Here is a 26,444-nt window from a genome sequence, read left to right on the forward strand (position 1 = left end):
GTTTAAAAATGCAGGAGGTCATATTGTGTTGCTGTTTACGCAGTTTCGTTGGATATGAGATGTCATATTCGGTCGAAATATGGGTGAAATGGCGAAGCATACCCTTTTGTGGTTATGCCGGGAAATTTTTTAAGAAAGCATAAAATCCGGTGTATGATAGAATATTAATTTGGGAATGTTGAAAAGAGTCTGAGTGGTCAGGCTCTTTTTTTAGTGCAAAATTTTTGCAATAGATCATTATTTTACTAACAGGAGGTGGCAACTGTGTGGTATGTGATTCAGGTCAAGGGCGGTACGGAAGAAAATATCAGGCAGCAGTGCCAGAGTACGATTTCATCTCCGGTGCTTGAGAAATGTTTTATTCCTTATTACGAACAATTGAAACGGTATCAGGGAAAGTGGAATAAAGAAAAGAAAATTTTATTCCCGGGATACGTGTTTATGGTGAGTGATGAGGTTGAGGAGCTTTATTTTGAACTGAAAAATGTAATCGGCCTGACGAAGATACTCGGTGCCGGGAATGAAGTGATCCCTCTGAGTCAGGAAGAAGTTGAGTTTCTGAGACAACTGGGTTGTGATGAGCAGGTGCTTCAGGTGTCAGAAGGCGTGATGGAAGGCGGGAACGTGGTGGTTACCAGGGGACCGCTGCAGGGACTGGAAGGCTGTATTAAAAAGATTGACCGGCATAAGCGAGTTGCATATCTGGGGATTGAGATGATGGGACGGCTGGTGGAGACTCAGGTTGGGTTGGAGATTGTGGAGAAGAAGCAGCAGGTAAATGAATAATTATCAGGACAATAAAAAGTTTAAGCCATTTGAATCAAAGGTTTGGCTCAGTTCTCCGGCGATGCATGGACCGGAGCTTGGATATGTGACGGAAGCATATAAGATAAACTAGATGTCCAGGTAGGTGGCATTGCTTTATTAACGGCATTACAATTTAGATACAATAAGACTAGAATTTAGATAATCAGAAAATCAAGTGAGACAATCAAAGGGAGAAAAAGAAATGTATCGGAATGATGGAAAATATAAACCATTTGAAAAGAAAGTATGGTTAAGTTCACCCACCATGTATCCGGATTCAATGGATTATGTGATGGAGGCTTACAAGACTAACTGGATGAGTACTGTTGGAAAAAACATCAGTGAAGTAGAGAAGATGGCTTGCGAAAAGGTTGGTTGTAAATACGCTGTTGCACTATCCTGTGGAACTGCAGCATTACATATGGCAGTGAAATTAGCGGGTGTGAAACGGGGAGATAAGGTTTTCTGTTCCGATATGACTTTTGATGCAACGGTCAATCCTGTTGTTTATGAAGGCGGTGTGCCGATATTTATTGATACAGAATATGATACCTGGAATATGGATCCAATGGCAATTGAGAAAGCGTTTGAAATTTATCCTGATGTAAGGGTTGTAGTGGTTGCACATCTTTATGGTACTCCCGGAAAAATAGACGAGATTAAGGCTATTTGTGATAAACATGGTGCAGTGATTGTAGAAGATGCTGCGGAATCTTTTGGTGCTACATATCAAGGTATTTGTACACATGGTGTAGATACACAGACAGGTAGTTTTGGAACATATAATGCAATATCATTTAATGGGAATAAAATAATTTCTGGTTCATCCGGCGGTATGCTGTTGACTGATGATGAAGAGGCAGCGAATAAGGTCAGAAAATGGTCTACACAGTCTCGGGAGAATGCTCCGTGGTATCAGCACGAGGAGCTTGGTTATAACTATCGCATGAGTAATTTGATTGCCGGGGTGGTAAGAGGACAGATGCCGCATCTAGAGGAACATATCGGACAGAAAAAAACTATATATGAGAGATATAAAGAAGGATTCAAAGGAATTCCGGTGAAGATGAATCCTTATGATGCGGAGAAGTCTGAGCCGAACTTCTGGCTGAGCTGCTTGATCATTGAAGAAGATGCCATGTGTAAGCAGGTCAGAGGTGAGTGCGAAGCACTGTATAATCCTGAGCATGGAAAGAGCTGTCCGACAGAGATTTTGGAAGCACTCAGTGGTATCAATGCTGAGGGCAGACCTATTTGGAAGCCAATGCATATGCAGCCGATTTATCGAATGAATGAGTTTGTCACTAGAGAGGGCAATGGTTGGGCTAAGACCAATGCCTACATAAATGTTAGTTTAGGGGGAGTGGATGGTAGACCTTTGGATGTGGGAATGGATATATTCCACAGAGGGTTGTGTTTGCCGTCTGATAACAAGATGACAGAAAAACAACAGGATAGGATTATTGAAGTGGTAAATGCTTGCTTCAAATAATAGGAGTCGTGATGGGTATGGTGTATTTTGGATTAGGATGCGTAGTCATAATCATTATTCTTGTAGTTTTAGCCATGATAAAAAATGATGATAGTCTCTACAGAAAAAGAAGTGAAATATTTCCACATAAAAAAGGTTTTTATGAAAAGTATTTTAAGAGACCTTTAGATTTTATACTTTCGCTAAGTGCTTTGATTGCTTTATCACCAATCATTTTGTTAACTGGAGTTGCAGTAAGAACCAGATTAGGAAAACCTGTGTTATTTACGCAAGATCGTCCCGGTTTAGACAATAGAATATTTAAGATTTATAAGTTTAGAACAATGAATGATAAAAGGGATGAAAATGGAAATTTGTTAAAGGATATTTATCGTTTGACGGCATTTGGTAAATTTTTAAGATCTACATCATTAGATGAGTTACCTGAGTTGTTCAATATAGTTAAAGGAGATATGGCGATTGTAGGACCAAGACCTCTCTTGGTTAGATATTTGGACCGGTATTCAGATGAGCAACGCAGAAGAAATGAAGTTCGGCCGGGTTTGACTGGGCTAGCGATGTCACGTGTTAGAAATAGTGCTGGTTGGAATAAGAAGTTTGAACTTGATACAAAATATGTTGATAATGTTTCGTTTTTATTAGATGTTAAGATTATTCTTTGGACAATAAAAATTGTTCTAAAGAGGGAAGGAATCAATGAAACAGGAGGTACATCCGCAACGAATAGTGAATTTATGGGGGATGAGAAATAATGAAGTCAGTTTTAATTGGTGCAGTTGGATCAAGCAATGTAATGCTTGAGACAATGGTCAAAATTGGATTTCCGTTAAATTGTGTTTTTTCGTTAGATGATACTGGCTTGGAGAATGTATCTGGATATTATCCAATACACGAAACGGCACAAAAGTACGGCATTGATTACAGAAAATTTAGAAATATAAATGATGAGCAAAACGTTCGTTTGATTAAAAGTATTGAACCTGATTATATATTTGTAATTGGCCTGTCTCAGTTAGTAAAGAAAGATATTATTACTTCTGCAAAAATTGGTGTTATTGGTTTTCATCCGGCACCTTTACCTAAGTACCGTGGAAGATCCGCTAATGTTTGGCAAATGATTCTTGGTGAAAAAAAATCAAAAGTATCAATGTTTTTCATTGATAAAGGTATCGATTCAGGTGATATTCTTGGACAAGAAGAGTATACCTTTGAAGAAACCGACTATCAATGTGATATTGGGAAAAAGATAAAAGATGCTGAAAAAGTATTGGCAGAGAGAGTATTAAATCAGATTATGGATGGTTCGCTAGTTGCAATGAAGCAGGATGAATCAAAGGCCACATATTGCTTAAAAAGAAGTCCTGAAGATGGGAGAATTAATTGGTCTGAAAGCATTCAGAAAATTCATCTTTTGATTCGTGCAATATCGAAACCTTATCCCGGAGCTTTTTCAAACTATGATGGCAGGCATAAAGTGATTATTTGGAGAGCTGAGATGCACAAAAACGAACAATACATTGGCTTTCCAGGACAGATCGCACAGATAGATTCAAAGCATATAGATGTTGTGTGTAATGATGGTTTATTGAGAATTACGGACTGGGAAAACACAGATGACGTCAAACTATTAGTAGGACATAAATTCTGGTAAAGTTTTTGCTTTTTATTGCATTTAGTTGTCTATGGAATTTAATAAAGAAGATAATAAGAGGGGGAAATGAGAAATTTTTTTAATGGTTCTCATTATTTAAAAATGAAAGTATTAGTAATTGCACCCCACCCAGATGATGAAGTATTAGGATGTGGGGGGACAATCGCAAAATATGCAAAGCAAGGTGCAGAGGTATTTGTCGCGATTGTCACAAAAGGGATGAAACCTATTTTTTCTGAAGAACGTACTGAGATAACAAGACAGTATTGTAAGGATGCAGATGCGATGTTAGGTGTTAAAGAAACAATTTTTATGGATTTCCCTGCATCGATGATAGAAACCGTACCGCGATATCAGTTTAATTCGGCGTTTGATACTTTGATTCAAAGAATTAATCCTGATATTGTGTTTCTACCACATCGTGGCGATATGCAACTAGACCACAAACTAGTCGTTGATGCAGCAATGGTTGCATTGAGACCTAAACATGATCATGTTGTTAAAAAGATTTTGATGTATGAGACTCTTTCGGAGACAGGATGGGATATACCAAATACCACAAATGAGTTTATACCGAATACATATGAAGATATCTCGTATTTTTTGGATCATAAGCTACATGCTTTGTCGTATTTTAATATGCAGATGGAGAGTTTTCCAAATTCTCGATCATTGGAAGCAGTTAAAGCATTGGCTTTGTATAGAGGTGCGACTATGCGTCTGCACGCAGCTGAGGCGTTTTCCTTGGTGAGAGAAATAAATTGAGATCTAATTATTCAGTATTATCTGAGTGCTTATTATTAAAGGAGGATAGTTGTATGAATGATAATAGAGAAAGCGCAGTTGTTACAGGTGCATCTGGTGGTATTGGATGTGCAATCGTAGAACAACTCGCAAGTGAAAAGTATAATGTTTGGGCCTTAGTGCATCATAAAAATGAGGAAATCGAAAAAACATTTGATCAGGTTGCAAAGAAAAATGAAGTGGAAATTGAAATTGTTGAAGTTGAATTTCTGAATATGGATTTAATCAGTGATGCAATTAAGGCAATTATTAAGAGTGATAAAAATATCAGCGTATTGGTTAACAATGCTGGTATGCCGTACGACAAAACATTGAGTTTGACTTCAATGGTAGATCTTGAAAAGACGCTCCGAGTTAACTTCGTGATTCCATCGTATATCATACAATTGGTTTCAAGAGTAATGATTAAAAACAGAAAAGGATATATTGTCAATATTATTTCTCGTGCTGCAATGGAAGTGCGTTCAGGTACATACGCGTATGGTTCCAGTAAAGCTGCTCTTGCATGGGGAACACGTGCAACAGCAAAGGAATTGGCTGCATACAATATCCGAGTAAATGGTATTGCTCCAGGATTAACTGAGACAAAAATGGGCACTTTGAGAAGGTCAGAAGAATCTGTTCAGAGATATGTTCAAATAAACAATATTAAGAGACCAGCTAGACCAGAAGAGATTGCGAATGTGGTATCATTTTTGATTTCGGATAAGTCATCCTATATTTCGGGCCAGATTATTAGTGTTGATGGAGGAAGAATGTAATATGATTTTATGTATTTTTGGTGCTGGTGGTCAAGGAAAAGAAGTAAAAGAAATTGCTGAACTTGACAATAAAATAAATGGAAAATGGAACGAAATAATTTTTATCGATGATTATTGTCCAGAAGGACAGCTTATGGGTATCAGAAGGTTGCATTTTAATACTGTTGAAAAAGAGTATTCTAAAACAGATGTTGAATTTGTTATTGCATTAGGCGAGCCATCGACGAAAAAGAAAATTTTTGAAATGATACAGAAAAAGGGGTTCAACTTTGGAAATGTAATTTGTCCGGAAAGTCAGATTAGTTCTTATGCTAATCTTGGAAAAGGATTAATTGTCAAAAGAGGAGTTTTAATTAGCCCTGAAGCAATGGTTCAAGATAATACAACATTACAGGCATATGTTGCTGTTGGTCACAATGTAAAAATAGGTAAACATTGTCAGGTTGCAACGCATTCTGTTATCGGAGGCGGAACACAACTTGGAGAATGTGTATATGTTGGGTTAAATTGCCCAATAAGAGAACAGTTAATTATTGGCGATAATGCAGTCATTTCTGCAGGCGCTGTTGTGTTAAAAAATGTGGAAAGTGATGTTACTGTGATGGGAAACCCTGCAAGAGTAATTGCAAAAAATAATGGCAAATCATCGGTATTTAGTTCTACAAAGAAATAAGTGATTAAGGAATGAGAGTGATATTATAATGGAAATAAGAGTAAACCAAAAAAGAAACTCGTTTAGTAAAATAAAAACATCAATAAAAGTGAATTCACAGACTTTATTAAGCTTTTCTATAATTGTCTTTTTTTCGTCATCCTTTTTTCGTTTACTCATATCAAAGTTGTTAGGAGCACTTGCAACAGATTCTTTACAAAATTTTATTGTTGCAGTGTTAGTCTTTGTTCCAGTCTTATTGGTGATTATAAAATATGTCGTATCAAAAACCAGATTCAACGTGTCGTTTCTGGCACTATTTGTGGCAGTATGTTTTTTTGTATATTTTTCAGTATTAGCTAATTCAAATTTGCAGTATTGGGTTGATCGAGAAATCTATGGAGCTTGGGATACGGTATTCAGGCTTGACCAAGGGGGAATTTATGCGTATCTTTTGATCTCTCTTCTGATAAACAAAGAGAGATTATATTACTCCTTAAAATGGATTGGCATTTTCGACTTTATCTTGGTTAGCTATCAGTTTTTCAATGCACGACGTTTAGGCTATTGGGTTGGCATGACTAGTACCGGTGAATTGGGTCAGATAGACTACAGTTTGGACTTTGGCTATATGGCGGTATTTGTGTTTATTATTTTCCTGACCTGTTTTTTATTGGAAAAGCGTAAGGTATATCTTTTACCTGTTGTAATTACACTAGTCATGACTTTGCTAGGGGGATCTAGAGGCCCCATGTTAGTTATAGTTATCTATCTAACCTTCTATTTTGCTAGAAAAATTTGGATGTCTAATTCAAAAAGAAAATTGCAATATATTATTTTACTTGTTTTAATCTCCTGTATTTTGATATTCGGATTTGACCCATTAATGAAATTATTGACAACATATGCTATTAATTCGAATTCTACTTCACGTATAATTAAGATGTTTGCAGCTGGAGAGCTGTTTTCTGATTCTGGAAGGAGTCTTTTAATTGAGGCAGTATCAACTGCAATTAATGAAGGATCTTTCTGGGGACATGGATTTTACGGTGACAGACCCTATGCAGGAGAAGTTTATTATTGGGGATACGTTCATAATATTTTTCTGGAGTTCCAAGCTACATTTGGTAAATATCCAGGAGCAATTATGCTGATAGTATTGTTTATTACTACCATTAAGAGACTTTTTAATTCATCCAGCAAATTAAATTTCTTAATAATGTTAATTTTTTTATCAATGAGTGGGAGATTGTTTCTTTCCGGCACTTTCTGGGGGGATAAGTTTTTTTGGGGATTGTTGGCAATTACTTTTTGCAGGTATAGAGAACTTAAAAAAGAACAGGCAATTATTAGTGTCGACGATATGGTATATAGGAGGGATTACTAATGATAGTACATCTATTAGCACCTAGTATATATTCACGTGATTATTACACTTTTTTGAATAACAATTTTAATTCTAATGAACATGTGATATTTAGTTATGTAAAAATCGGTTCGGAAGAATTTAAAAAAAATTTTTATGATGAGAAAGCCCAAACAGATTCTTTTATTCCGGTGCATAGTCCACTCTCCTTCGAGTTTTTGCGTCAGGTGTATACGTGTGATGGGATTATAATTCATGGATTGTTTAACATTTGGTATACAGCATTTCTTGTACTGAATCCATTGTTGCTGAAAAAATGTAATTGGGTCGTATGGGGGGGAGATATATATACTCATCTCTCCGAAAAAAAGTCGTTGAAAGAAAAAGTCAGAGAACGTTTAAAAATCTGTATTGGAAAAAATATTGGTTACGTTACTACTTTGACTATAAAAGATTATGATCTTTTTAAAGAGTGGTATGGGTTCAAAGGGCATAAATTTCTTACTAAATATCCTACTCCGTTGACTAGAGTCGGAGTTTTGGATGCATTATGTGAAAAGAAAAATGAGAGAAATAAAGGAATAAAATTTCCCGTGAATATCGTTATTGGGAATAGTGCAACTGAGACAAATCAGCATTTTGAAGCGTTAGATTTATTAAAAAAATATAAGGGAGAAGATATTAAGATATATATTCCCTTAAGTTATGGTTTGATTACAAACTATTTGGAGTATAGAAAAAAAGTTGTTGAATATGCTGTTGATCTTTTTGGTGAGGAAAAAATAGTTCCCATTTACAACAAAATGGATGGCACTGATTATTCAAAGCTACTGTCTACAATGGATATTGGTATTTTTAATTGTAACAGGCAGCAGGCAATGGGAAATATTGCAATTCTTATGGCTTCTGGCGCAAAGGTTTTCTTACGTAAAGATACGACAATGTGGAGCACTTATGTTGACCGAAACAATGTCGTAAATGATATCTATAGTATTAGCGATAGTTCCTTTGATGAATTTATTTTTCAAACAGTTAATGATCGTGAATGTAATTATCAAATTATATATGAGAATACTAGTGTCGAAATAAACACAAAAAGATGGGGAAATATTTTCGAAGGAATGAGTGGAAGAAAAAGATATGAGTAACAGTATTAGTAAAAGGAATGTTTTGAGTGGTTTGATTTGGCGTTTGGGTGAACGAGTATGTGCACAAGGTATTCAGTTTATTGTAACTATTGTCATTGCACGTATTTTAAGTCCTTCTGATTACGGCCTTGTTGGATTAGTTACAGTCTTTATTTCAGTGATAACAGTTTTTGTGCAAAGTGGTTTTGGTAACGCATTAATACAAAAAAAGAATGCAGATCAAGTAGACTTTTCATCAGTTTTCTTTTTCAATTTGGCATTCAGTACTTTTTTATGTGTTCTTCTGGTTTTTGTTGCACCTTGGATTGATAGTTACTATGCAGCCGATGGACAGTTGACTCCAGTTGTTCGAGTATTATCATTAAGTTTGTTTTTAGCCGGAATAAATAGTGTCCAACAGGCTTACGTTTCAAGAAAGATGATTTTTAAAAAATTCTTCTTTGCAACACTCATAGGTACTATTATTTCTGGTTTTACAGGAATTGCTTCAGCTTTGGCAGGAGCAGGTTTGTGGGCTTTGGTTATTCAGCAGCTAACCAATCAGACAATTGATACTTTAGTACTTTGGTTTACCATTAAATGGAGGCCGAGCAAAGCAATATCTATTGAGCGATTGAAGGTTCTTTTTTCTTTCGGATGGAAGTTACTGTGTTCTAGCTTAATTGATACGATTTATAATAATATTTATTCGCTGACTATTGGAAAGGCTTATTCTGCAGAAGAACTTGGATACTACAATAGAGGAAAGAACACTCCACAATTGGTAATTACAAATATCAATTCTTCTATTCAGTCTGTCATGTTTGCGGCATATTCAAGAAGTCAAAGTGATCTTGAAAAAGTGCGATTGATGATGAGACGATCAATAAGTGTAAGTACATTTGTGATTTTTCCATGTATGGCTGGAATGGCGGCAGTTGCGAAGCCATTGACTGTAGTATTGCTTACGGAAAAGTGGCTACCATCAGTTACGTTCCTTCAGTTCTGCTGTTTCATTTATGCATTTTGGCCAATTCATACCTCTAACTTGCAGGCAATCAGTGCAATTGGAAGAAGTGATGTATATCTGAAGTTGGAAATAATTAAAAAAACATTAGGAATTCTTACATTAATCCTAACAATTAGATACGGATTAACGGTGATGATGGTTGGCCGTTGCATTAATACGGTAATTGCATCGCTTTTAAATGCAATTCCAAATAGAAAACTATTGGACTATAGTATTTTAGATCAGATTCGAGATATTATCCCTAGTGCATTACTTAGTATTTTTATGGGACTATGTGTATATCTAATTAACTTATTGGATATTTCCGATTATATTAAGCTTTCTATTCAGATTCCTTTGGGATTATTGATATATGTATCCATAGCTAAAGTTCTAAAATTAGAATGTTATAGATATGTGAAAGAAACGCTTAATAACGTATTGAGGAGATGAAAATGAATTGGACTAGAATTAAACTAACAATAGGATTGTTTTTAAGAGGTGGGGCAACTGCAAGAGGGGAATACTTGAAAAATAAAAATCTTTTTCTTTCAGTTGGAGAGCACTTTTATTATCAACCAAGAGTTGTTCCATTATATTCCAAATTGATAAAATTTGGAAATAATATTATGATTGGCTCTAATGTCCGTTTTATTACACATGATGCTATTCATTACATTTTTAGTAATATAAATAATGAACAATTTATGGAATATATTGGCTGTATAGAAATAGGAGATAATGTTTTTATTGGAAATGGAGCAACAATTCTACCAAATGTAAAAATAGGAAACAATGTAATTATTGGGGCTAATTCAGTAGTTAATAAAGATTTACCTTCAGGCGGTATATATGCGGGAATGCCAGCTAAGAAATGTGGAAAATTTGACGAGTTATATAATCGACGCCGAGGTAATAAGTACACGTATGTAAAAGTAAATCAAAATATATCAAAGGAGGAAATAGAAAAAGCTTGGAAGATTTTTGAGAATAATTACAGAAATGCTAATATTTAGTACAAAAATACATATAAGATTTAGTTAAGGAGATGAAAAATGAGTAATTGTATATTCAGGGATGGTACTGTTGTGTCAGACTTTGGGAGACCTTATATTGTTGCTGAGGTGAATAGTAGTCACAATGGAAAAATGGATGTTGCTAAAGCAATGATTGATTCAGCTGTTGAAATAGGTGCCGATTGTGTTAAATTCCAGTCTTGGTCTGTGGAAAGCTTATATTCTAAAACATACTATGATTTAAATCCTATTTCAAAGAGGTTTGTAACAAAGTTTTCATTAAGACCTGAACAATTGAAGGAGCTTGCCAATTACTGTAAAGTTAAGGGGATTCAGTTTTCTTCCACACCATATTCCGAGGAGGAAGTTGATTTTCTTGTTGATGAATGTGATGTTCCTTATATAAAAATCGCCTCTATGGAATTAAATAATCCTAAATTTTTACGCTATATTGGGGGTAAAAATGTTCCGATTGTTTTGTCAACAGGTATGAGCGATATTGAAGAAATTCAGAGAGGTGTCAAGAATTTAAAAGATTCGGGAGCAACTCAAATGACGATTCTGCATTGTGTATCTATTTATCCAACAGATCTTACAACTGTTAACTTGAATAACATTATTGGATTGCGTGAAGCATTTTCTGAGTTTCCAATCGGATTTTCCGATCATACCGAAGGTGATGCTGCAGCGGTTGCTGCTACTGCATTAGGTGCGGCATTAATAGAAAAACATTTGACATTGGACCATAGTAAAGTCGGCATGGACAATGGAATGGCTACAGAACCAACACCTTTCAAAGAACTTGTCAATAAGTGCAGAGAAATTCAGATTGCAATGGGAACTAAGGAGCGTATTGTTTCTGAAACTGAAATCCAACAGCGTACTAATATGAGGCGTAGCATTATTGCAGTTAGAGATCTGCCTAAGGGTACAGTAATTAAAGAAGAGGATCTTTATGCTAAGAGACCTGGCACTGGTATTTGCCCAGATAAAATAGCTATTCTTATAGGAAAGAAAACAACTCGTGATATTGAAGCAGATACATTGCTTATGCCAGAGGATTTTGAATAAAATTCTTTGCGTCGAAAAATAATTACTTTCAAAAAACATTGGTTAATAAAGGAGAGAAAAAATGAACAATCTTGAAAAATACACAAATCTTTTTATCGAATTATTTGAAGTAGATGCGACAACAGCAGAAAAATTACATTATCAGGATATTGAGGCCTGGGATTCAGTAGGTCATATGAGTTTAATTTCTGGTATTGAAGATGCATTTGATATAATGATGGATACAGATGATATCATTGATTTTGATTCGTTTGAGAAGGGAAAAGAATTATTGGCAAATAATTATAGCATTGATATTTAATCTTAATTTAAAAAGGAGCTTAGTCATGTGGAACTTTTGTGAATTTGGACAAAAAATAGCAATCCTCGATGATTGTGGGAATTCGTTATCATACGAAGAACTGGATAAAATAGGGAATATACTTTGTGGAGAAATTGCGGAAGAAAATAAGGATGAAGCACGGTGCCTCGTCTTCAATATGTGTGACAATGTGATGGGATCTATAGTCGGCTATGTTTCATTCTTAAACGGAACTGTAGTTCCAGTAATGCTCAAACATGATCTTGACGAGGATTTATTGATTGATTTGTATACAGAGTATATGCCAGCTTATGTCTGGGCTCCTAAAGCTGATTTATACGGGCGGTTATTTAGTGGATTAAAAGTAGTTTATGAAGCCTTTGATTATGTGTTACTAAAAACACCCTTTGACAAGAAAGCACAATTGTCTGATGACCTTGGGTTATTGCTTACGACCTCAGGATCAACAGGTTCACCTAAATTTGTTCGCCAATCATATTCTAACATCAGAGCAAATATAGATTCTATTGTTGAGTATTTGCATCTTGATGAAACAGAACGCCCTATTACAACTTTGCCAATGAACTATACATATGGTATTAGCATTATAAACACACACTTAGATGTGGGAGCTACAATTCTACTTACAGATAAAACCTTGATGCAGAGGGAATTTTGGGATTTTTTCAAAAGGGAAGGTGCCACTTCATTCGGTGGAGTTCCTTATACATATGAAATGTTGAAACGCCTAAGATTCATGCGGATGGATTTGCCAAGCCTTAGAACAATGACACAGGCGGGAGGAAAACTATTACCTGAATTGCATAAAGAATTTGCGGAGTATGCTCAGACTAATAATAAGGAGTTTGTTGTTATGTACGGAGCTTGTGAAGCAACGGCGAGAATGGGCTGGTTGCCCCCGCAAAAGGCTTTGGATAAGCAGGGGTCAATGGGAATTGCAATCCCTGGGGGCAGATTTGAGTTGATAGATACAAATAATCAAGTATTCGATATACCGAATCAGGTGGGAGAGCTTGTTTACTATGGAAACAATGTAACTTTGGGCTATGCAACATCCGCTTCAGACTTGCAAAAACCAGATGAGCGTTTTGGAAAGTATGTAACTGGAGATATGGCAATGAAGGATGAGGAAGGTTTCTACTATATTGTTGGAAGGAAGAAGCGTTTCCTGAAAATATACGGTAATCGTGTGAATTTGGATGACTGTGAGAGAATGTTGAAAGAAGAATTTCACGAAGACTTAGCTTGCGGTGGTGTGGATGATAAACTATACATTTTTGGCATTGAGGAAAGAAATCTTCCTCTTATGAAGAAGTTTCTGGTTGCAAAAACGGGTTTGAATGCGGTTGCTTTTAAGACGATAAAAGTTGACAGTATTCCGCATAACGAAAGTGGAAAGACAATATATAAGGATTTATCTAAGTATTATGTTTAATGTAAATAGTAAAAGAATACAGTTGTTTCTATTGCCTTTTGCGGGTGGAAACTCAACATCATTCAGGAAGCTCGAAAAGCGTTTGTCTCCAAGTATCGAATTTCACACTATTGAATATGCTGGAAGAGGGACACGGAAAGGCGAAAATTTTATTACAGATTATAATGAATTTCTTGAAGATGTTTCTGACGTAATTAATGAACAACGAAATCAGGATGTTAACTATGCATTATTTGGATATAGTTTAGGTAGTGCAGTAATGTATGACCTTCTATCACAGAAAAAGATATCAGGATTTCCCACACATGCATTTGCGTGTGCAAGAGGTAGTTTGTTTCGCTACACAGAAAGTCAAGAATTTAGAGAATTATCAGATGAACAATTTGCTGATCGTATGAAGGAATTAGGTGGGATTGATGAAAGGATTTATAGTAATAAAAGATTTTTGAGCATTTTTTTAAGAGAGGTAAGAGCGGATTACATAATTTGGGGTGAATATAAATATGTTGAAGGAAAAATCCCATGTGATACAACGATAATCTATAGCCCTCAAGATAAATTATCGGCTGGAGTGGAAGACTGGAAGTGTATTGTAAATGGAAATGTTGATTACTTTGAATTAGGAAGTACACATTTCTTTATTAATGACCACTGGCAAGAGGTTGCTGATATTGTCAATTCTTGTATTGGGAACAAATAGCTTTATTCTGTTTGTTAGTTCCGGTGTTATGATTTCATATTCAAAACGGACTGGAATGGATATATTAAATGTAAATTTTTTAGATCTATTTAAAAGTATCCGATACATAATGGAACTGCTTAAAAATAATATTTTGTATTTAATGACTAATGAAAGGATTGTGTATATGGAGAATAAAGTATTAGTCACACGTTCTTCTATGCCTGAAATGGAAGAATACTTTGAAGAAATAAAAGAATTATGGGATAGCCACTGGCTTACCAATATGGGAGTGAAGCATAAGGAACTTCAGTCTGAATTAGAAACTTATCTTGAGATGCCACATGTGACTCTTTATACCAATGGCCACCTTGCATTAGAAAATGCAATTGCAGCATTTAATCTTCCAAAAGGTGGAGAAGTAATTACAACTCCTTTCACTTTCGCATCAACTGCTCATGCAATCGTCAGAAATGGTTTGGTTCCTGTGTTTTGTGATATAAATGATAAAGATTTTACAATTGATACGTGTATACTGGAGAGTTTAATTACAGATAGAACCGTTGCGATTGTTCCTGTTCATGTGTATGGAAATATTTGTAATGTTGATGAAATAGATAGAATTGCAAAAAAATATGGATTAAAAGTAATTTATGATGCAGCGCATGCGTTTGCTGTAAAGTATAAAGGAGTGTCTATTGCCAACTGTGGCGATGCATCAATGTTCAGTTTTCATGCTACAAAGGTATTTAATACAGTTGAAGGTGGAGCGGTTTGCTTTAAGAATGATAGCTGGGTTCAGCTTCTTAATGACATGAAAAATTTTGGTATTCGTGGACAGGAAGAGGTATCTTATGTTGGTGGCAATGCTAAGATGAGTGAATTTCATGCTGCGATGGGTATATGCAATTTAAGACATTTAGACAAAGAAATACAGAAGAGAAAGTCAGTAGTTGAAAGATATAAGCAAAACTTGAGTGGAATCGAAGGCATTAAATTTTGTCCAGTGCAGGAGAATGTAGAATCTAATTATGCATATTTTCCAGTCGTTTTTGATGGGTACAAGTATACTCGCAACGAAGTTTTTGAAATGCTCAATGAACAAGGAATAATGACAAGAAAATATTTTTATCCACTTACAAACAGTTTTGAGTGTTACCGTACATATCCTACTGCTGGAGTAGAAAAAACTCCTGTAGCACAGCACTTAGCGTTAAGAGTATTGACTCTTCCGTTGTATGCGGATTTATCAATGGATGTTGTTGACACAATTTGCGAAAGTATTCTAAATTAAAGGAAACAGAGAGGATGAAAGAGCAAGATGGGTGATCTGAAAGGCAACTATAGAAATACAAGACGTTTTCTTTTGTGTACCCACGTTACTTTAAATAGCATCGTTAGAGTTTGCAGCCTTATCTATAAGGTTATATTTTGTATTATATAAACTTTGGCTGAGGATCCTGTAAGTGCAAAGCATTCTTGCATAATTCTCCTAAAAATATGCAAAAGTACTTCTTGTTTATTGTGAAGGCTTGAACTTAAGAGATTGTTTATATGTTAAAGATCACTGTCGTGGAATACTTGCAGTTCTTAAAAGAGGAAAAATGGTGAGATTAAGAATCTTGGCGGCTATGTTGAAATAGTAAAATTATTCTTTCAGAACTTGGGACACGCAGTAGATAGACTTAGTCATGATTTAAGATATCCAATTGACTCTTCACAAGCTAATGCAGAGCTTGGTTGGAATCCTACAACGATGTTTGCTGAAGGTATAGAATTTAAAATTGCTTGGTATCTTTCAGACTTTGATTAAAAATGGGCAGAGGAGATCACAGGTGGTGAATATGTTAAGTGGATTATTAAGAATTATTTTGAATGTGAATGAATATTTATTTTTCTCTGTAGAAGCGATTCGGTTTTTGAATGTATCATAATATAGCTGGAACGGGGCAGGTATGCGGACAAATAAAAGATCGGCTGTTTTTTAATTGAAATGATGTTTGTTTTCATTATATAGGGTAGTTTTCATTCATATAGAAAAGGTGAAAAATGTAAATAACAATTATGTAAGGAGGTTAAGGTTATGGATTACAGTAAAATCCTTTCCATTGCTCCATATTCGTTGGATAAGAAAGACAAAATGAAGATGCTTACGGAGAGAATCAAAGATCTGACAGTAAAGCATATGGAAAACTGTGAGGCTTACAGAAAAATGATGGAAAGCATCGATTTTGTTCCAGAAAAGGCAAATGGATTTGAGGACTATCCATTTATTCCGGTTCGTTTGTTCAAGGAAATGGAGCTTAAAAGTGTTCCTCAGGAAAAAATCTTTAAAACATTGACTTCATCTGGAACGTCTGGGCAGGCAGTATCAAAGATTTATCTAGATAGAACAACTGCTAGTAATCAGCAGAAGACCATGGTAAAGATAGTGTCTGATTTTACAGGTGCAGGAAGAATGCCGATGTTGATTATTGACTGCCCCTCTGTTGTTAAAAACAGAATGATGTTTTCCGCAAGAGGAGCCGGAATTCTTGGATTTTCTATGTTTGGCTCTGATAAAGCATATGCACTAAATGATGATATGCAGTTAGACATCGAGAGTATTCAGGCGTTTCTTAAGAAACATGAAGGCAAAAAGATTTTCATGTTTGGCTTTACATTTATGGTATGGCAGCATTTTTATCAAGAACTTGTACGATTGACCGATGAAGGAATTAAGTTTGATCTATCAAAGGGAATTTTGATTCATGGTGGTGGTTGGAAGAAACTTGTTAGTGAGGCGGTTACTCCAGAGGAATTCCATCAGAGGCTGAAAGATGTCTGTGGACTTAATTCAATCCACGATTATTATGGAATGGTTGAACAAACTGGATGTATCTATATGCAGTGCGAATGTGGTCATTTACACGCAAGTATCTTCTCTGATGTAATTATCAGAAATCCAAAAGACTTTTCCATTTGTGAGGAAGGAGAAACAGGAATTATTCAGGTCGTATCGGCGATTCCTGAATCTTACCCAGGACATTCACTTCTGACAGAGGATGAGGGATTTATTCTTGGTGAGGATGATTGTCCTTGTGGAAGAAAAGGTAAATACTTTAAGATTTTGGGAAGACTTAGGAATGCCGAGGTAAGGGGGTGTAGTGATACTTATGCAGCAAAGTTTAAATGATTTTAGCAAACTAAATATTCAGTATTCTGTTGGTAGTGGTCCCATCATGAGTGAAATGCAAAGTGCTCCGGCAAAGGTTCCATTTGCCGAGTCGGTTGTTGAATTTTTAAATGCAGTAGCAAAAGTACTTTTATCGGATAGAGAAGCAAAAAGATATCCTGATGTAGTAACACTGGGATTTTGGATGAGAAAGGCTTCTATTGAAGAGTTAAAGAAAAGATTTACCCATTCAGATAAATCTATAATGAAACTTGGAAGGGGTGTTGCTTTTCACATTGCACCATCTAATGTTCCTGTAAACTATGCGTATTCGCTTATTACTGGGCTTCTTTGCGGGAATAAAAATGTTGTACGTATTCCATCTAAAGAGTTTGACCAGGTAAGAATAATTAATAAAGCATTCAATAAAGTCTTGACTGATATGCCAGAAATGAAACCATATATTTGTCTTGTGAAATATGGTCATGAATCTACAATTAATGATGCTATGTCTGCAATTGCAGATGTTAGGGTTGTTTGGGGAGGAGATAACACCATTAGTGAACTTCGTAAATCTAAAATGAAACCAAGAGCAGTAGAAGTTACATTTGCAGATAGATACTCGTTAGCAGTAATCGATTCTGATGCGTATTTAACTATTGATAATAAGTCAAAGGTTGCACAGGATTTCTATAACGATACATATCTGACAGATCAAAATGCATGTACATCTTCTAGAGCTGTTGTTTGGATGGGAAGTAGGATTGTTGAAGCTAAGGAAGTGTTCTGGAACGAGCTTCATACTTTTATTGATGGCAAGTATATTATTTCAGGCGTTCAAGCAATAAATAAGCTTACTAGCGGATATATATTAGCTGCAGTAAAAGATGGTGTAAAGAAGATTATATCTAAAGATAACTTGATTATCAGAATGAGCGTGCCTGCGTTGACCGCTGATCTTATGGAACTTAAAGATAATTCTGGTTATTTTTTTGAGTATGACTGCAGTAATATTATGGAAATCAGAGACTTTTGCAATGATACAAGATGTCAGACATTATCGTATATCGGAGATAAGGAGATTGTTAAGCCTCTTGTAATGAGTGGAATTGTTGGTATTGACAGAGTTGTACCAATGGGTAAAACCATGGACTTTGATTTAATATGGGATGGTTATAACTTGTATGAAAGTATGACGAGAAACATCGTCTTGAAATAAAGGAAACCGGTTAGAAAAGAAGTAATTGTTGGAAATAGTAAAGTTACAATCATAAGAGCAGATTTTGATGATTTTCCAATAGCTTATGCCCTGCAATTCATCATATAGTAACAGAAATTGCACTGGATGATATAAATCTTAAAAAAGCTGATGGTGAAGTGATGAATATCAGACAAGGCCTGGTAATCATAGACGCCACAGATCTTTACGCAGGCGATTGCACAGACTGTACAGAGTGTGATTTAATTATTATTACTGCCGAAAGAGGTAGAAAACCGGGAGAAGCCGGATTAGATTTGAAGAAAGAAAAAGTGAAGATTACAAAAATAGTTGAAGATTTTATCAAATAATATTGTACAAGGGATACAATACTTACAATTTCTAATCAGGTTGATATAATTACTCTTAAAGTTGATGAATGGAAGGGTTTTCTAAATGGTATGGTGTTTGAATCAGGTTATATGCATGAAATTTCTAGAGTTATTTGTTGCATTGCAGGTAATACTTAATGCTAAAGGTTAAACACATTATGGTATCCTAACCTGTGTCTGTTTGATTTCAGATGTAGTGCTGAATATGAAACCGACTATCGCATCTGTTTCTTCAAGGTTGATGGAAGAATATGATGTGAGAGGTGGATATATAGGTATCTTTATGCAGTATGAAGTGTACATAATGTTCTGGTTTCCTTAGATGAAAATGAGGAGTAGGTTTGGTTATGGTAAAAGGCGTAGGTGTCGATGCATGCGAAATTTCAAGAATTGAAAAAGCATTGAAGCGAAAGCATTTTAAATATTCAATCTATACGGATAATGAGATAAAAAATGAACACGGTAATGTCAATGAATACTATGCAGGGAGATTCGCATGTAAGGAGGCTGTATTCAAAGCTTTATCTGGTTTGATGAGGATTGATTTAAGAACAATAGAAACGTTAAGCCTTGAAAATGGAGCACCAGTTGTAACAATAACTGATCAGATGAAAAGAGCAGGGGTGAATATAATCAATATAAGTATTACAACTGAAGTAAATATGGCAATTGCCTTTTGTATAATAGAATAATTGAATTAAGTAGTTCAAAGTATAATTTGTAGGTGCCAAGTATTAGGGCGTCTTTCTTAGTTCTCGGTTTTCTTATAAGTAACTGTAAAATAAGAGGCCTAATCTTATGAACGAATTATCCCTGAAAACTCAATTGAACATTCTGAAATGGCTGGATATCATCCATCTTTGCCGGGACAGCGGACTTTCCAACTGTCGATGATGCGAAGATAATGGTATTCAACTTAAAAGCTATTACTACTGGCTTTCAGAAATTCGAAAACTGGAAATTGAAAATATTACAAGAAAATCATCTGTTTTATCAACACTGCAGTCCGCAATAATCAGCTTCAATGCCAATGGCATTTGCTGAAATTTCTATGGAAAGAAATCATTCTTACAAATTAGTTTTGATTACAATTTATATAGGTAACGCAGTCATCGAAATTCCGGTTCCAAAGAGTCTGTTCTTCTATGCGGACGTAAATGCAACCGATTGAATGCACTGTACTGGGAAGGTGATGGATTTGTCCTTCTATTATAAATGCCTGAAAAACGATCGGTTTCAATGACCACGCTCACAAGAGGAATTCCAGCAGATTTCTGAACAAGTTTACCGTATATGATTACAAAAAGACATTTATTTTGCAACTCAGGCTCTGATGCCGGGTACACAAAATAAATGTCTTTTTTTCGTTTATCACATAAACAATTCTTAGAGTAGAGTACTCTAAACATGAAAATAATGTCGATTAATATACACTACTCATCTATTATAACCTATTTTCAATAGATTTCAATACTAATTTCATATAATTGCTATCTTGGTTTTTGCAAATCCAAACAAAAACAGATCGATTTATCTAAAAACTTATTTTTATATTATGATATTCTCAATTATGATGAACAAAATAGTTGTATTCATCGTCAAATCCTAGTCAAAGAGAGGGAGAATCATATGCCGAGAAGAGGAGAAAACATTTATAAACGCAAAGATGGGAGATGGGAAGGGAGATACATTAGAGATTATGATTTATCCGGGAAAGCACGATACGGATATCTTTATGCTAAAACCTACATGGAAGTAAAAAGTAAGTTACATACGGTGAAATTTGAAAAAAACAAATACAAAGACCTGATAACAGAGATACGTTTCAGCGAAATGTTAGATCAGTGGTTGTTGAATATAAAGCCTCAGATTAAAGACTCTTCTTATATTAAATACTACAACATTATAAAAAATCACATACGTCCTGATCTGGGGAATCTTACTGTTGCAGAAATAACAAATTCTAAATTAGAGGATTATGTAAGATATCTGTTTGAATATGGGAAAAAGAACGGACATGGTAATATGGCTCCGAAATCTGTAAAAGATATTTTGGCAGTGGTGAAACTAGTGCAGGAGTTTGGAATAAGAAGAAACTGTCATCTGCCGTGCCGGGTTCAGAATATCAGGATAAAGTCCGAAGTAAAGGATATTACCATCTTAAATTTGCCTGATCAAAAACGCTTGGAACGGTATCTGTTGAGCCAGGACAACCGTGTTTGCGATGGTATTTTACTAAGCCTGTATTCTGGTATACGAATCGGGGAGCTGTGTGCTCTTAGATGGGGAAATATTCTCTGTGAAGATGGTATTATTCAAATACGCTGTACGATGCAGAGGATACAATCTTTGGATGAGCCGGAAACTGCTGGACCCAGAACGAAAATTCTGATTTCTACGCCTAAGAGTAAATGTTCAAATAGAGATATTCCGCTGCCCGATTTTTTAAAAAAACACATAAAGGATATTTCAGGTCCTGCACCAAGCTGCTTTTTTTTGACAGGCAGTGAACAATACGTAGAACCGCGTTGCATGAGTAATCAATTAAAAAATATATTAAAAATTTTAAACATTCCCGATGTAAATTTTCATGTTCTTCGGCATACTTTTGCGACAAGATGCATTGAAAATAACTTTGATATAAAAGCCTTGAGTGAAATTCTGGGACATTCCAGCGTAAATATTACGCTGAACCGTTATGTACACACATCGTTAGAACAGAAACGCAGAAATATGAAAAAACTAAATTTATAAATTTTTGTTTTCCGTCAGGAAACTGGTCAGAACAGGGCCGGAAGTGCTGAGAAACTCAGTATTTCCGGCCCTTTTTCTTTGAGTACTCTACTCTAAGAAAGAAGGTGGCATTATCTGGCTAGGTATTTCATGCCCTGAGAAAAACCAGGAGGAATATATCCGTCGTCTCAGGGAAAATATAGATCAATCGATTTTACAGGATGTATTCGTGCTTTCCTATGAATGTCTGAAAAAGTATGAAGGACAATGGCATCTGGAACGACTGCCTCTATTTCCAGGATATGTATTTCTCGAAAGCAATATGCCTAAAAAATTGATCTCATGCATAGAAAATCATCCATATATATGTGCAGGATTGGATAGTGAAGCGGAGCTTATGGTGTTAAAACCGGAGGAAGAAGAGTTGCTGAAGAAGTTGTATGGTCCGGAACATCATCTGGCGATGTCGAGAGGAGTCATCAGGGAAGGTATCACCTATGTGACGGAGGGTCCACTGATGGGCAGGGAAAATATGATTCGGAAAATAGACCGTCATAAGAGAATTGCCAGGCTGGGTGAGGGAGTGTCCAATCATGAGAAGGAAATTAAGGCTGGCCTGGAGATTATTTTGAAAAGTTAAGGAATAAAGGAATATGCCATTAACAAATAAGGTGAAACACAAGGAGATAAACAGATGAAATTTGCTGGATTTTCGGAAAAAGTTTGGCTTAGTTCACCCACTATGCACGGACCGGAGCTCAAATATGTTACGGAGGCATATGAGACGAACTGGATGTCTACGGTGGGCGCAAATATCAATGAACTGGAACGGATTGCCTGCGAAAAAACAGGATGTAAATACAGTGTTGCGTTATCTTCAGGAACTGCTGCTCTGCATATGGCTGTGAAGCTGGCGGACGTGAAGCCGGGGGATAGGGTGTTCTGCTCGGATATGACGTTTGACGCCACGGTCAATCCGGTGGTGTATGAGGGCGGAGTACCGATCTTTATCGATACTGAGTATGACACCTGGAACATGGATCCAAATGCTTTGGAGAAAGCATTTGAACTTTATCCGGACGTGCGAGTCGTGGTATTTGCACATCTGTACGGAACTCCCGGCAAGGTTGATGAGATCAGAGATATTTGTGCAAAACATAATGCAGTGATCATCGAAGACGCGGCGGAATCTCTGGGAGCCACATATAAAGGCGTGCAGACGGGGACATTTGGATCTTATAACGCGATCTCATTTAATGGAAATAAAATCATCACGGGATCGGCCGGCGGTATGCTGCTTACCGATGATCAGGAGGCGGCGGACAAGGTCAGGAAATGGTCCACTCAGGCGAGGGAACAGGCGCCGTGGTACCAGCATGAGGAGCTGGGTTATAACTACCGCATGAGCAATGTGATCGCGGGGGTGGTGAGGGGACAGTTTCCTTATCTGGATGAACACATCGCGCAGAAAAAGGTGATTTATGAGCGATATAAGGAAGGATTCAGAGATTTACCGGTGATGATGAATCCATTTGATGATGAAAATTCGGAGCCTAATTATTGGCTGTCCTGTCTGTTAATTATCCCGGAAGCGATGTGTAAGCAGGTGCGTGGAGAACAGGAGGTACTCTATGTGAGTGAACCCGGAAAGAGCTGCCCGACGGAGATTCTGGAAACTCTGGCGAAATATAACGCGGAGGGAAGGCCTGTATGGAAACCGATGCATATGCAGCCGATTTACAGAAGCAACGGATTTGTCACCCGTGATGGCGATGGAAGGGCTAAGACGAATGCTTATATTGGTGGCGGGAGCGTTGGGGCTGATGGATTGCCGCTGGATGTGGGGATGGATATTTTCCACAGGGGATTGTGTCTGCCGAGTGATAATAAGATGACGGCGGAGCAGCAGGATGTGGTGAGTGAGATTGTTAAGCGTTGTTTTGAGTAAAATCCGTGTTGGAGTAATGATATGAATAAGAAAAGCGCAGCAATCGCTGCTGTTATTGGATCGGGTGTCGGAAGCGTTGCTTATCTCATTAGAAAGAACGCAAAAAACAAACAGAAGAAAGAGCAGGAGATCTCACATAAAAAGAGCTTTTATGAAAAACACATAAAACGGTCGCAGGATTTTTGCTGCGCGTTACTTGCTGTACTTATTCTGTCACCGGTAATGGCAGTTACCGCAATGCTGGTCCGCATTAAATTAGGGTCACCGGTGATCTTCAGACAAAAGCGTCCGGGGCTGCATGGAGAAATTTTTACCTTATATAAGTTCCGTACCATGACGGATGAGAGAGATGAAAGCGGCGAACTGCAATCGGACGAAGTCAGACTCACTTCTTTTGGAAAATGGCTCCGTTCCACATCTCTTGATGAGCTGCCGGAATTGATCAATATCCTCAAAGGCGACATGGCGGTTGTTGGTCCAAGGCCACTCTTGATAAAATATCTTCCTTATTATAATTCATTACAGGCAAGAAGGCATGAAGTAAAACCTGGATTTACTGGATATGCACAGGTGCATGGTAGAAATGCGGTTACATGGGAAGAAAAATTTGATATGGATGTACATTATGTTGACAATATTTCTTTTTTAGGAGATTGGAAAATTATCTTTCAGACAGTGAAAACTGTGTTGAAGCGCGAAGGAATTTCATCGGCTACTTCAGCTACCATGGAAGATTTTGCAGATTATGTAAAGATAAAGCACATGAGGAATAATGTGGAGGTGTAAGGAGTAAAAATGCACAAAGAAGAATCCTTGATTAGTGTAATTGTTCCAATATACAAAATTGATAGATATATTGGCAGATGTATAGAGAGCTTGATTGATCAAACATATGAAAATCTCGAAATTATTTTGGTGGATGACGGTTCGTCCGACAGGTGTCCGGAAATATGCGATTTGTATGCTAAAAAAGATTCGCGTATAAAGGTTGTTCACAAAGAGAACGGTGGTTTAGTATCTGCCAGAAAAGCTGGTTTGGAAGCATCAACTGGAGAATATATAGGTTATGTGGATGGAGATGACTGGGTAGGTCCCGGTTTTTATGAGATGCTATATACGGAAATGATAGCATCAGAAGCGGATCTGACAGCTGCGGGGCATAGTAGGGATTTATTTGAAAAAAGCGAACATTTTTATAATTGTATTCCTGCTGGAGTCTATGAAGGCAGCCGATTAGATGATGTAAGAAAGACAATGATTTCATATAGTGATTTTTATAGACCGGGTATTATGACATATGTGTGGAACAAGCTATTCAAACGAAACATTTTATGTGATGTACAGATGAAAGTAGACGACAGAATATCAATAGGTGAAGACGCGGCAGTGACATATCCGGCTCTTATGAAATGTGAAAGACTCTGTATCACAGATAATGTAGCGTATCATTACCGTCAGAGAGAAGATTCCATGCTGAAACAAAATGCGGGATTTGAGACAGAGGCTCGGAAACTGAAACATTTATATGCATTTATGAGTTCTTTTGCAGCCCAGTATGATAAGGTTTATAGATTACAGGAACAGATTAATGATTATGTATTAGGAATCTGTATTATGAGGTCTGGCGGAGGTCTTCCTGTCGATCGATGCATTGATGCTTTCTCTACATATGACAATACTTACTATGGTAAAAATGTTGTTGTTTACAGTGCAGGTACATTTGGACAGCAGCTTGTAAATCGTTTTAAGGAGAGTAAACACTGTAATGTCATCGGTTGGATAGATGATGATTATCGGGAATACCGGCGTTGCTGTATGGATGTGGATTCGGTAGAGAGTATCACGCAGAGGTCGTTTGATTATGTTTTGATTGCAACGGTAGATAACATTGTTGGAGAAAAAATAGCAAAACGATTGCTTGATTATGGTATTTCCAGAAAAAGGATTCTCACTGTGGAATGTCCTGAAAATGAGAGAGAAGAGCTGATAAAACAGTATTTAAAGGATTGATGGTGAGAGAGATGAATGAATTTGCAGGAAGGATATCTGCAGCAGCTTTGGGAAAAACATGGCTTTTTTCTGTAGGACAGGCAGGATATATTGTGAAAAGCAGCAGCGGGCAGCTTTTGGGAATTGATATGTACTTAACAGACTGTGTAGAAAGAGTAGAAGGCCATATGGGATACAAAAGAATGCTTCCTAAGATTTTATTCCCATCAGAATTGGAGTTTGATGTTATTATCACAACGCATTCACACAGAGATCATTTTGATTCTGATGCAATTCCACTATTAATGGCAAACAGAAGGACACAGTTATACGCAGCGGCAGATTGTAAAAAAGATATCCGAAGATTAGAAATGAGTGATGAAAGAATTCAGTACGTGGTATCGGGTGAAAGTTATGTGAATGGAGATTTTTCTTTGCATTTTATAAATTGCGATCACGGAGTCGATGTACCGGATGCAGTTGGTGTTGTTGTTACGGTTGATGGAAAAAAAATCCTGGAAGTGGGAGATACTTGTTTGCGGCTTGACAGAAAAGACGAGTATCTTAGTGAGGGGCCGTTTGATGTAATGATAGCTCCAATCAACGGTGCTTTTGGAAACTTAAATGAACGGGAATGTGCTCAGCTTGCGGATATTTTAAAGCCGAAGTTTTTGGTTCCATGCCATTATGGAATGTTTGCATCACACGGAGGGGATCCCGGAATGTTTTTTAACATTATGAAGGAAGAATATACACTAAACAAATTTCTGATTATGATGCAAGGAGAATGCGTTGAAATATAAGCCGTAAAATTAGAAAATATAGATTTAAAGGAGAA

The 26,444-nt window shown here is 36.5% G+C and carries 26 protein-coding genes; all 26 read left to right on the top strand.

Annotation, left to right across the window (positions count from 1 at the left end):
• Window positions 1–264: 264 nt before the first annotated feature.
• Complete coding sequence (gene loaP / locus MCG98_RS10030; RefSeq protein ID WP_240301851.1) at window positions 265–786, top strand: antiterminator LoaP; 522 nt, start codon at window positions 265–267, stop codon at window positions 784–786.
• A gap of 223 nt (window positions 787–1,009) precedes the next feature.
• The gene (locus MCG98_RS10035) at window positions 1,010–2,299 is read left to right on the top strand and encodes an aminotransferase class V-fold PLP-dependent enzyme (RefSeq protein WP_240301852.1); all 1,290 of its coding nucleotides are present in this window, start codon (window positions 1,010–1,012) and stop codon (window positions 2,297–2,299) included.
• A gap of 74 nt (window positions 2,300–2,373) precedes the next feature.
• Window positions 2,374–3,051 (top strand): sugar transferase, encoded by a 678-nt coding sequence (locus MCG98_RS10040; RefSeq protein ID WP_240303409.1) that lies wholly within the window; start codon window positions 2,374–2,376, stop codon window positions 3,049–3,051.
• Window positions 3,051–3,950 (top strand): methionyl-tRNA formyltransferase, encoded by a 900-nt coding sequence (locus MCG98_RS10045; RefSeq protein WP_240301853.1) that lies wholly within the window; start codon window positions 3,051–3,053, stop codon window positions 3,948–3,950. Before MCG98_RS10040 ends, MCG98_RS10045 begins: the two co-directional genes overlap by 1 nt.
• 66 nt (window positions 3,951–4,016) lie before the next feature.
• A complete protein-coding gene (locus MCG98_RS10050) occupies window positions 4,017–4,715 on the top strand; it encodes a PIG-L deacetylase family protein (RefSeq protein ID WP_240301854.1) in 699 nt (232 codons plus the stop codon).
• Between the two features lie 53 nt (window positions 4,716–4,768).
• On the top strand, window positions 4,769–5,515 hold the full coding sequence (locus tag MCG98_RS10055; protein ID WP_240301855.1) for an SDR family oxidoreductase: 747 nt from the start codon (window positions 4,769–4,771) through the stop codon (window positions 5,513–5,515).
• A gap of 1 nt (window position 5,516) precedes the next feature.
• Window positions 5,517–6,188: a NeuD/PglB/VioB family sugar acetyltransferase gene (locus MCG98_RS10060; protein ID WP_240301856.1), complete on the top strand. Its 672-nt coding sequence runs from the start codon at window positions 5,517–5,519 to the stop codon at window positions 6,186–6,188.
• A gap of 28 nt (window positions 6,189–6,216) precedes the next feature.
• Complete coding sequence (locus tag MCG98_RS10065) at window positions 6,217–7,554, top strand: O-antigen ligase family protein (RefSeq protein WP_240301857.1); 1,338 nt, start codon at window positions 6,217–6,219, stop codon at window positions 7,552–7,554.
• Window positions 7,554–8,681 (top strand): TDP-N-acetylfucosamine:lipid II N-acetylfucosaminyltransferase, encoded by a 1,128-nt coding sequence (locus tag MCG98_RS10070; protein ID WP_240301858.1) that lies wholly within the window; start codon window positions 7,554–7,556, stop codon window positions 8,679–8,681. Before MCG98_RS10065 ends, MCG98_RS10070 begins: the two co-directional genes overlap by 1 nt.
• Complete coding sequence (locus MCG98_RS10075) at window positions 8,659–10,122, top strand: lipopolysaccharide biosynthesis protein (protein WP_240301859.1); 1,464 nt, start codon at window positions 8,659–8,661, stop codon at window positions 10,120–10,122. Before MCG98_RS10070 ends, MCG98_RS10075 begins: the two co-directional genes overlap by 23 nt.
• A gap of 2 nt (window positions 10,123–10,124) precedes the next feature.
• A complete protein-coding gene (locus tag MCG98_RS10080) occupies window positions 10,125–10,685 on the top strand; it encodes an acyltransferase (RefSeq protein ID WP_240301860.1) in 561 nt (186 codons plus the stop codon).
• Window positions 10,686–10,724: 39 nt separating this feature from the next.
• Complete coding sequence (locus tag MCG98_RS10085) at window positions 10,725–11,756, top strand: N-acetylneuraminate synthase family protein (protein ID WP_240301861.1); 1,032 nt, start codon at window positions 10,725–10,727, stop codon at window positions 11,754–11,756.
• 61 nt (window positions 11,757–11,817) lie between these two features.
• Window positions 11,818–12,057, top strand: coding sequence for an acyl carrier protein (locus MCG98_RS10090; protein ID WP_240301862.1), 240 nt, complete (start codon window positions 11,818–11,820; stop codon window positions 12,055–12,057).
• 25 nt (window positions 12,058–12,082) lie between these two features.
• The gene (locus MCG98_RS10095; RefSeq protein ID WP_240301863.1) at window positions 12,083–13,513 is read left to right on the top strand and encodes an AMP-binding protein; all 1,431 of its coding nucleotides are present in this window, start codon (window positions 12,083–12,085) and stop codon (window positions 13,511–13,513) included.
• Window positions 13,506–14,213 (top strand): thioesterase domain-containing protein, encoded by a 708-nt coding sequence (locus MCG98_RS10100; protein WP_240301864.1) that lies wholly within the window; start codon window positions 13,506–13,508, stop codon window positions 14,211–14,213. Before MCG98_RS10095 ends, MCG98_RS10100 begins: the two co-directional genes overlap by 8 nt.
• Window positions 14,214–14,379: 166 nt before the next feature.
• Complete coding sequence (locus MCG98_RS10105) at window positions 14,380–15,486, top strand: DegT/DnrJ/EryC1/StrS family aminotransferase (protein ID WP_240303410.1); 1,107 nt, start codon at window positions 14,380–14,382, stop codon at window positions 15,484–15,486.
• Between the two features lie 789 nt (window positions 15,487–16,275).
• The gene (locus MCG98_RS10110; protein ID WP_240301865.1) at window positions 16,276–17,367 is read left to right on the top strand and encodes an acyl-protein synthetase; all 1,092 of its coding nucleotides are present in this window, start codon (window positions 16,276–16,278) and stop codon (window positions 17,365–17,367) included.
• Entirely contained in the window at window positions 17,348–18,565 is a 1,218-nt protein-coding gene (locus MCG98_RS10115; protein WP_240301866.1) for an acyl-CoA reductase, read from the top strand. The genes MCG98_RS10110 and MCG98_RS10115 overlap by 20 nt, the downstream gene beginning before the upstream one ends.
• Before the next feature lie 104 nt (window positions 18,566–18,669).
• Window positions 18,670–18,915: a hypothetical protein gene (locus MCG98_RS10120; protein ID WP_345891716.1), complete on the top strand. Its 246-nt coding sequence runs from the start codon at window positions 18,670–18,672 to the stop codon at window positions 18,913–18,915.
• A gap of 368 nt (window positions 18,916–19,283) precedes the next feature.
• Entirely contained in the window at window positions 19,284–19,628 is a 345-nt protein-coding gene (locus MCG98_RS10125) for a holo-ACP synthase (protein WP_240301868.1), read from the top strand.
• Window positions 19,629–20,565: 937 nt separating this feature from the next.
• The gene (locus MCG98_RS10130; protein WP_240301869.1) at window positions 20,566–21,690 is read left to right on the top strand and encodes a site-specific integrase; all 1,125 of its coding nucleotides are present in this window, start codon (window positions 20,566–20,568) and stop codon (window positions 21,688–21,690) included.
• Window positions 21,691–22,093: 403 nt separating this feature from the next.
• Complete coding sequence (locus tag MCG98_RS10135) at window positions 22,094–22,309, top strand: hypothetical protein (protein ID WP_240301870.1); 216 nt, start codon at window positions 22,094–22,096, stop codon at window positions 22,307–22,309.
• Window positions 22,310–22,363: 54 nt separating this feature from the next.
• A complete protein-coding gene (locus tag MCG98_RS10140; RefSeq protein WP_240301871.1) occupies window positions 22,364–23,617 on the top strand; it encodes an aminotransferase class I/II-fold pyridoxal phosphate-dependent enzyme in 1,254 nt (417 codons plus the stop codon).
• Between the two features lie 21 nt (window positions 23,618–23,638).
• Window positions 23,639–24,403 (top strand): sugar transferase, encoded by a 765-nt coding sequence (locus MCG98_RS10145; RefSeq protein WP_275891321.1) that lies wholly within the window; start codon window positions 23,639–23,641, stop codon window positions 24,401–24,403.
• Between the two features lie 9 nt (window positions 24,404–24,412).
• Window positions 24,413–25,627: a glycosyltransferase family 2 protein gene (locus tag MCG98_RS10150; protein ID WP_240301872.1), complete on the top strand. Its 1,215-nt coding sequence runs from the start codon at window positions 24,413–24,415 to the stop codon at window positions 25,625–25,627.
• An 11-nt stretch (window positions 25,628–25,638) separates the two neighbouring features.
• Window positions 25,639–26,409, top strand: a complete 771-nt coding sequence (locus tag MCG98_RS10155) for an MBL fold metallo-hydrolase (RefSeq protein ID WP_240301873.1) — start codon at window positions 25,639–25,641, stop codon at window positions 26,407–26,409.
• Window positions 26,410–26,444: the final 35 nt, after the last annotated feature.

The sequence above is a fragment of the Ruminococcus sp. OA3 genome, assembly GCF_022440845.1.
GTDB lineage: Bacteria > Bacillota > Clostridia > Lachnospirales > Lachnospiraceae > Ruminococcus_G.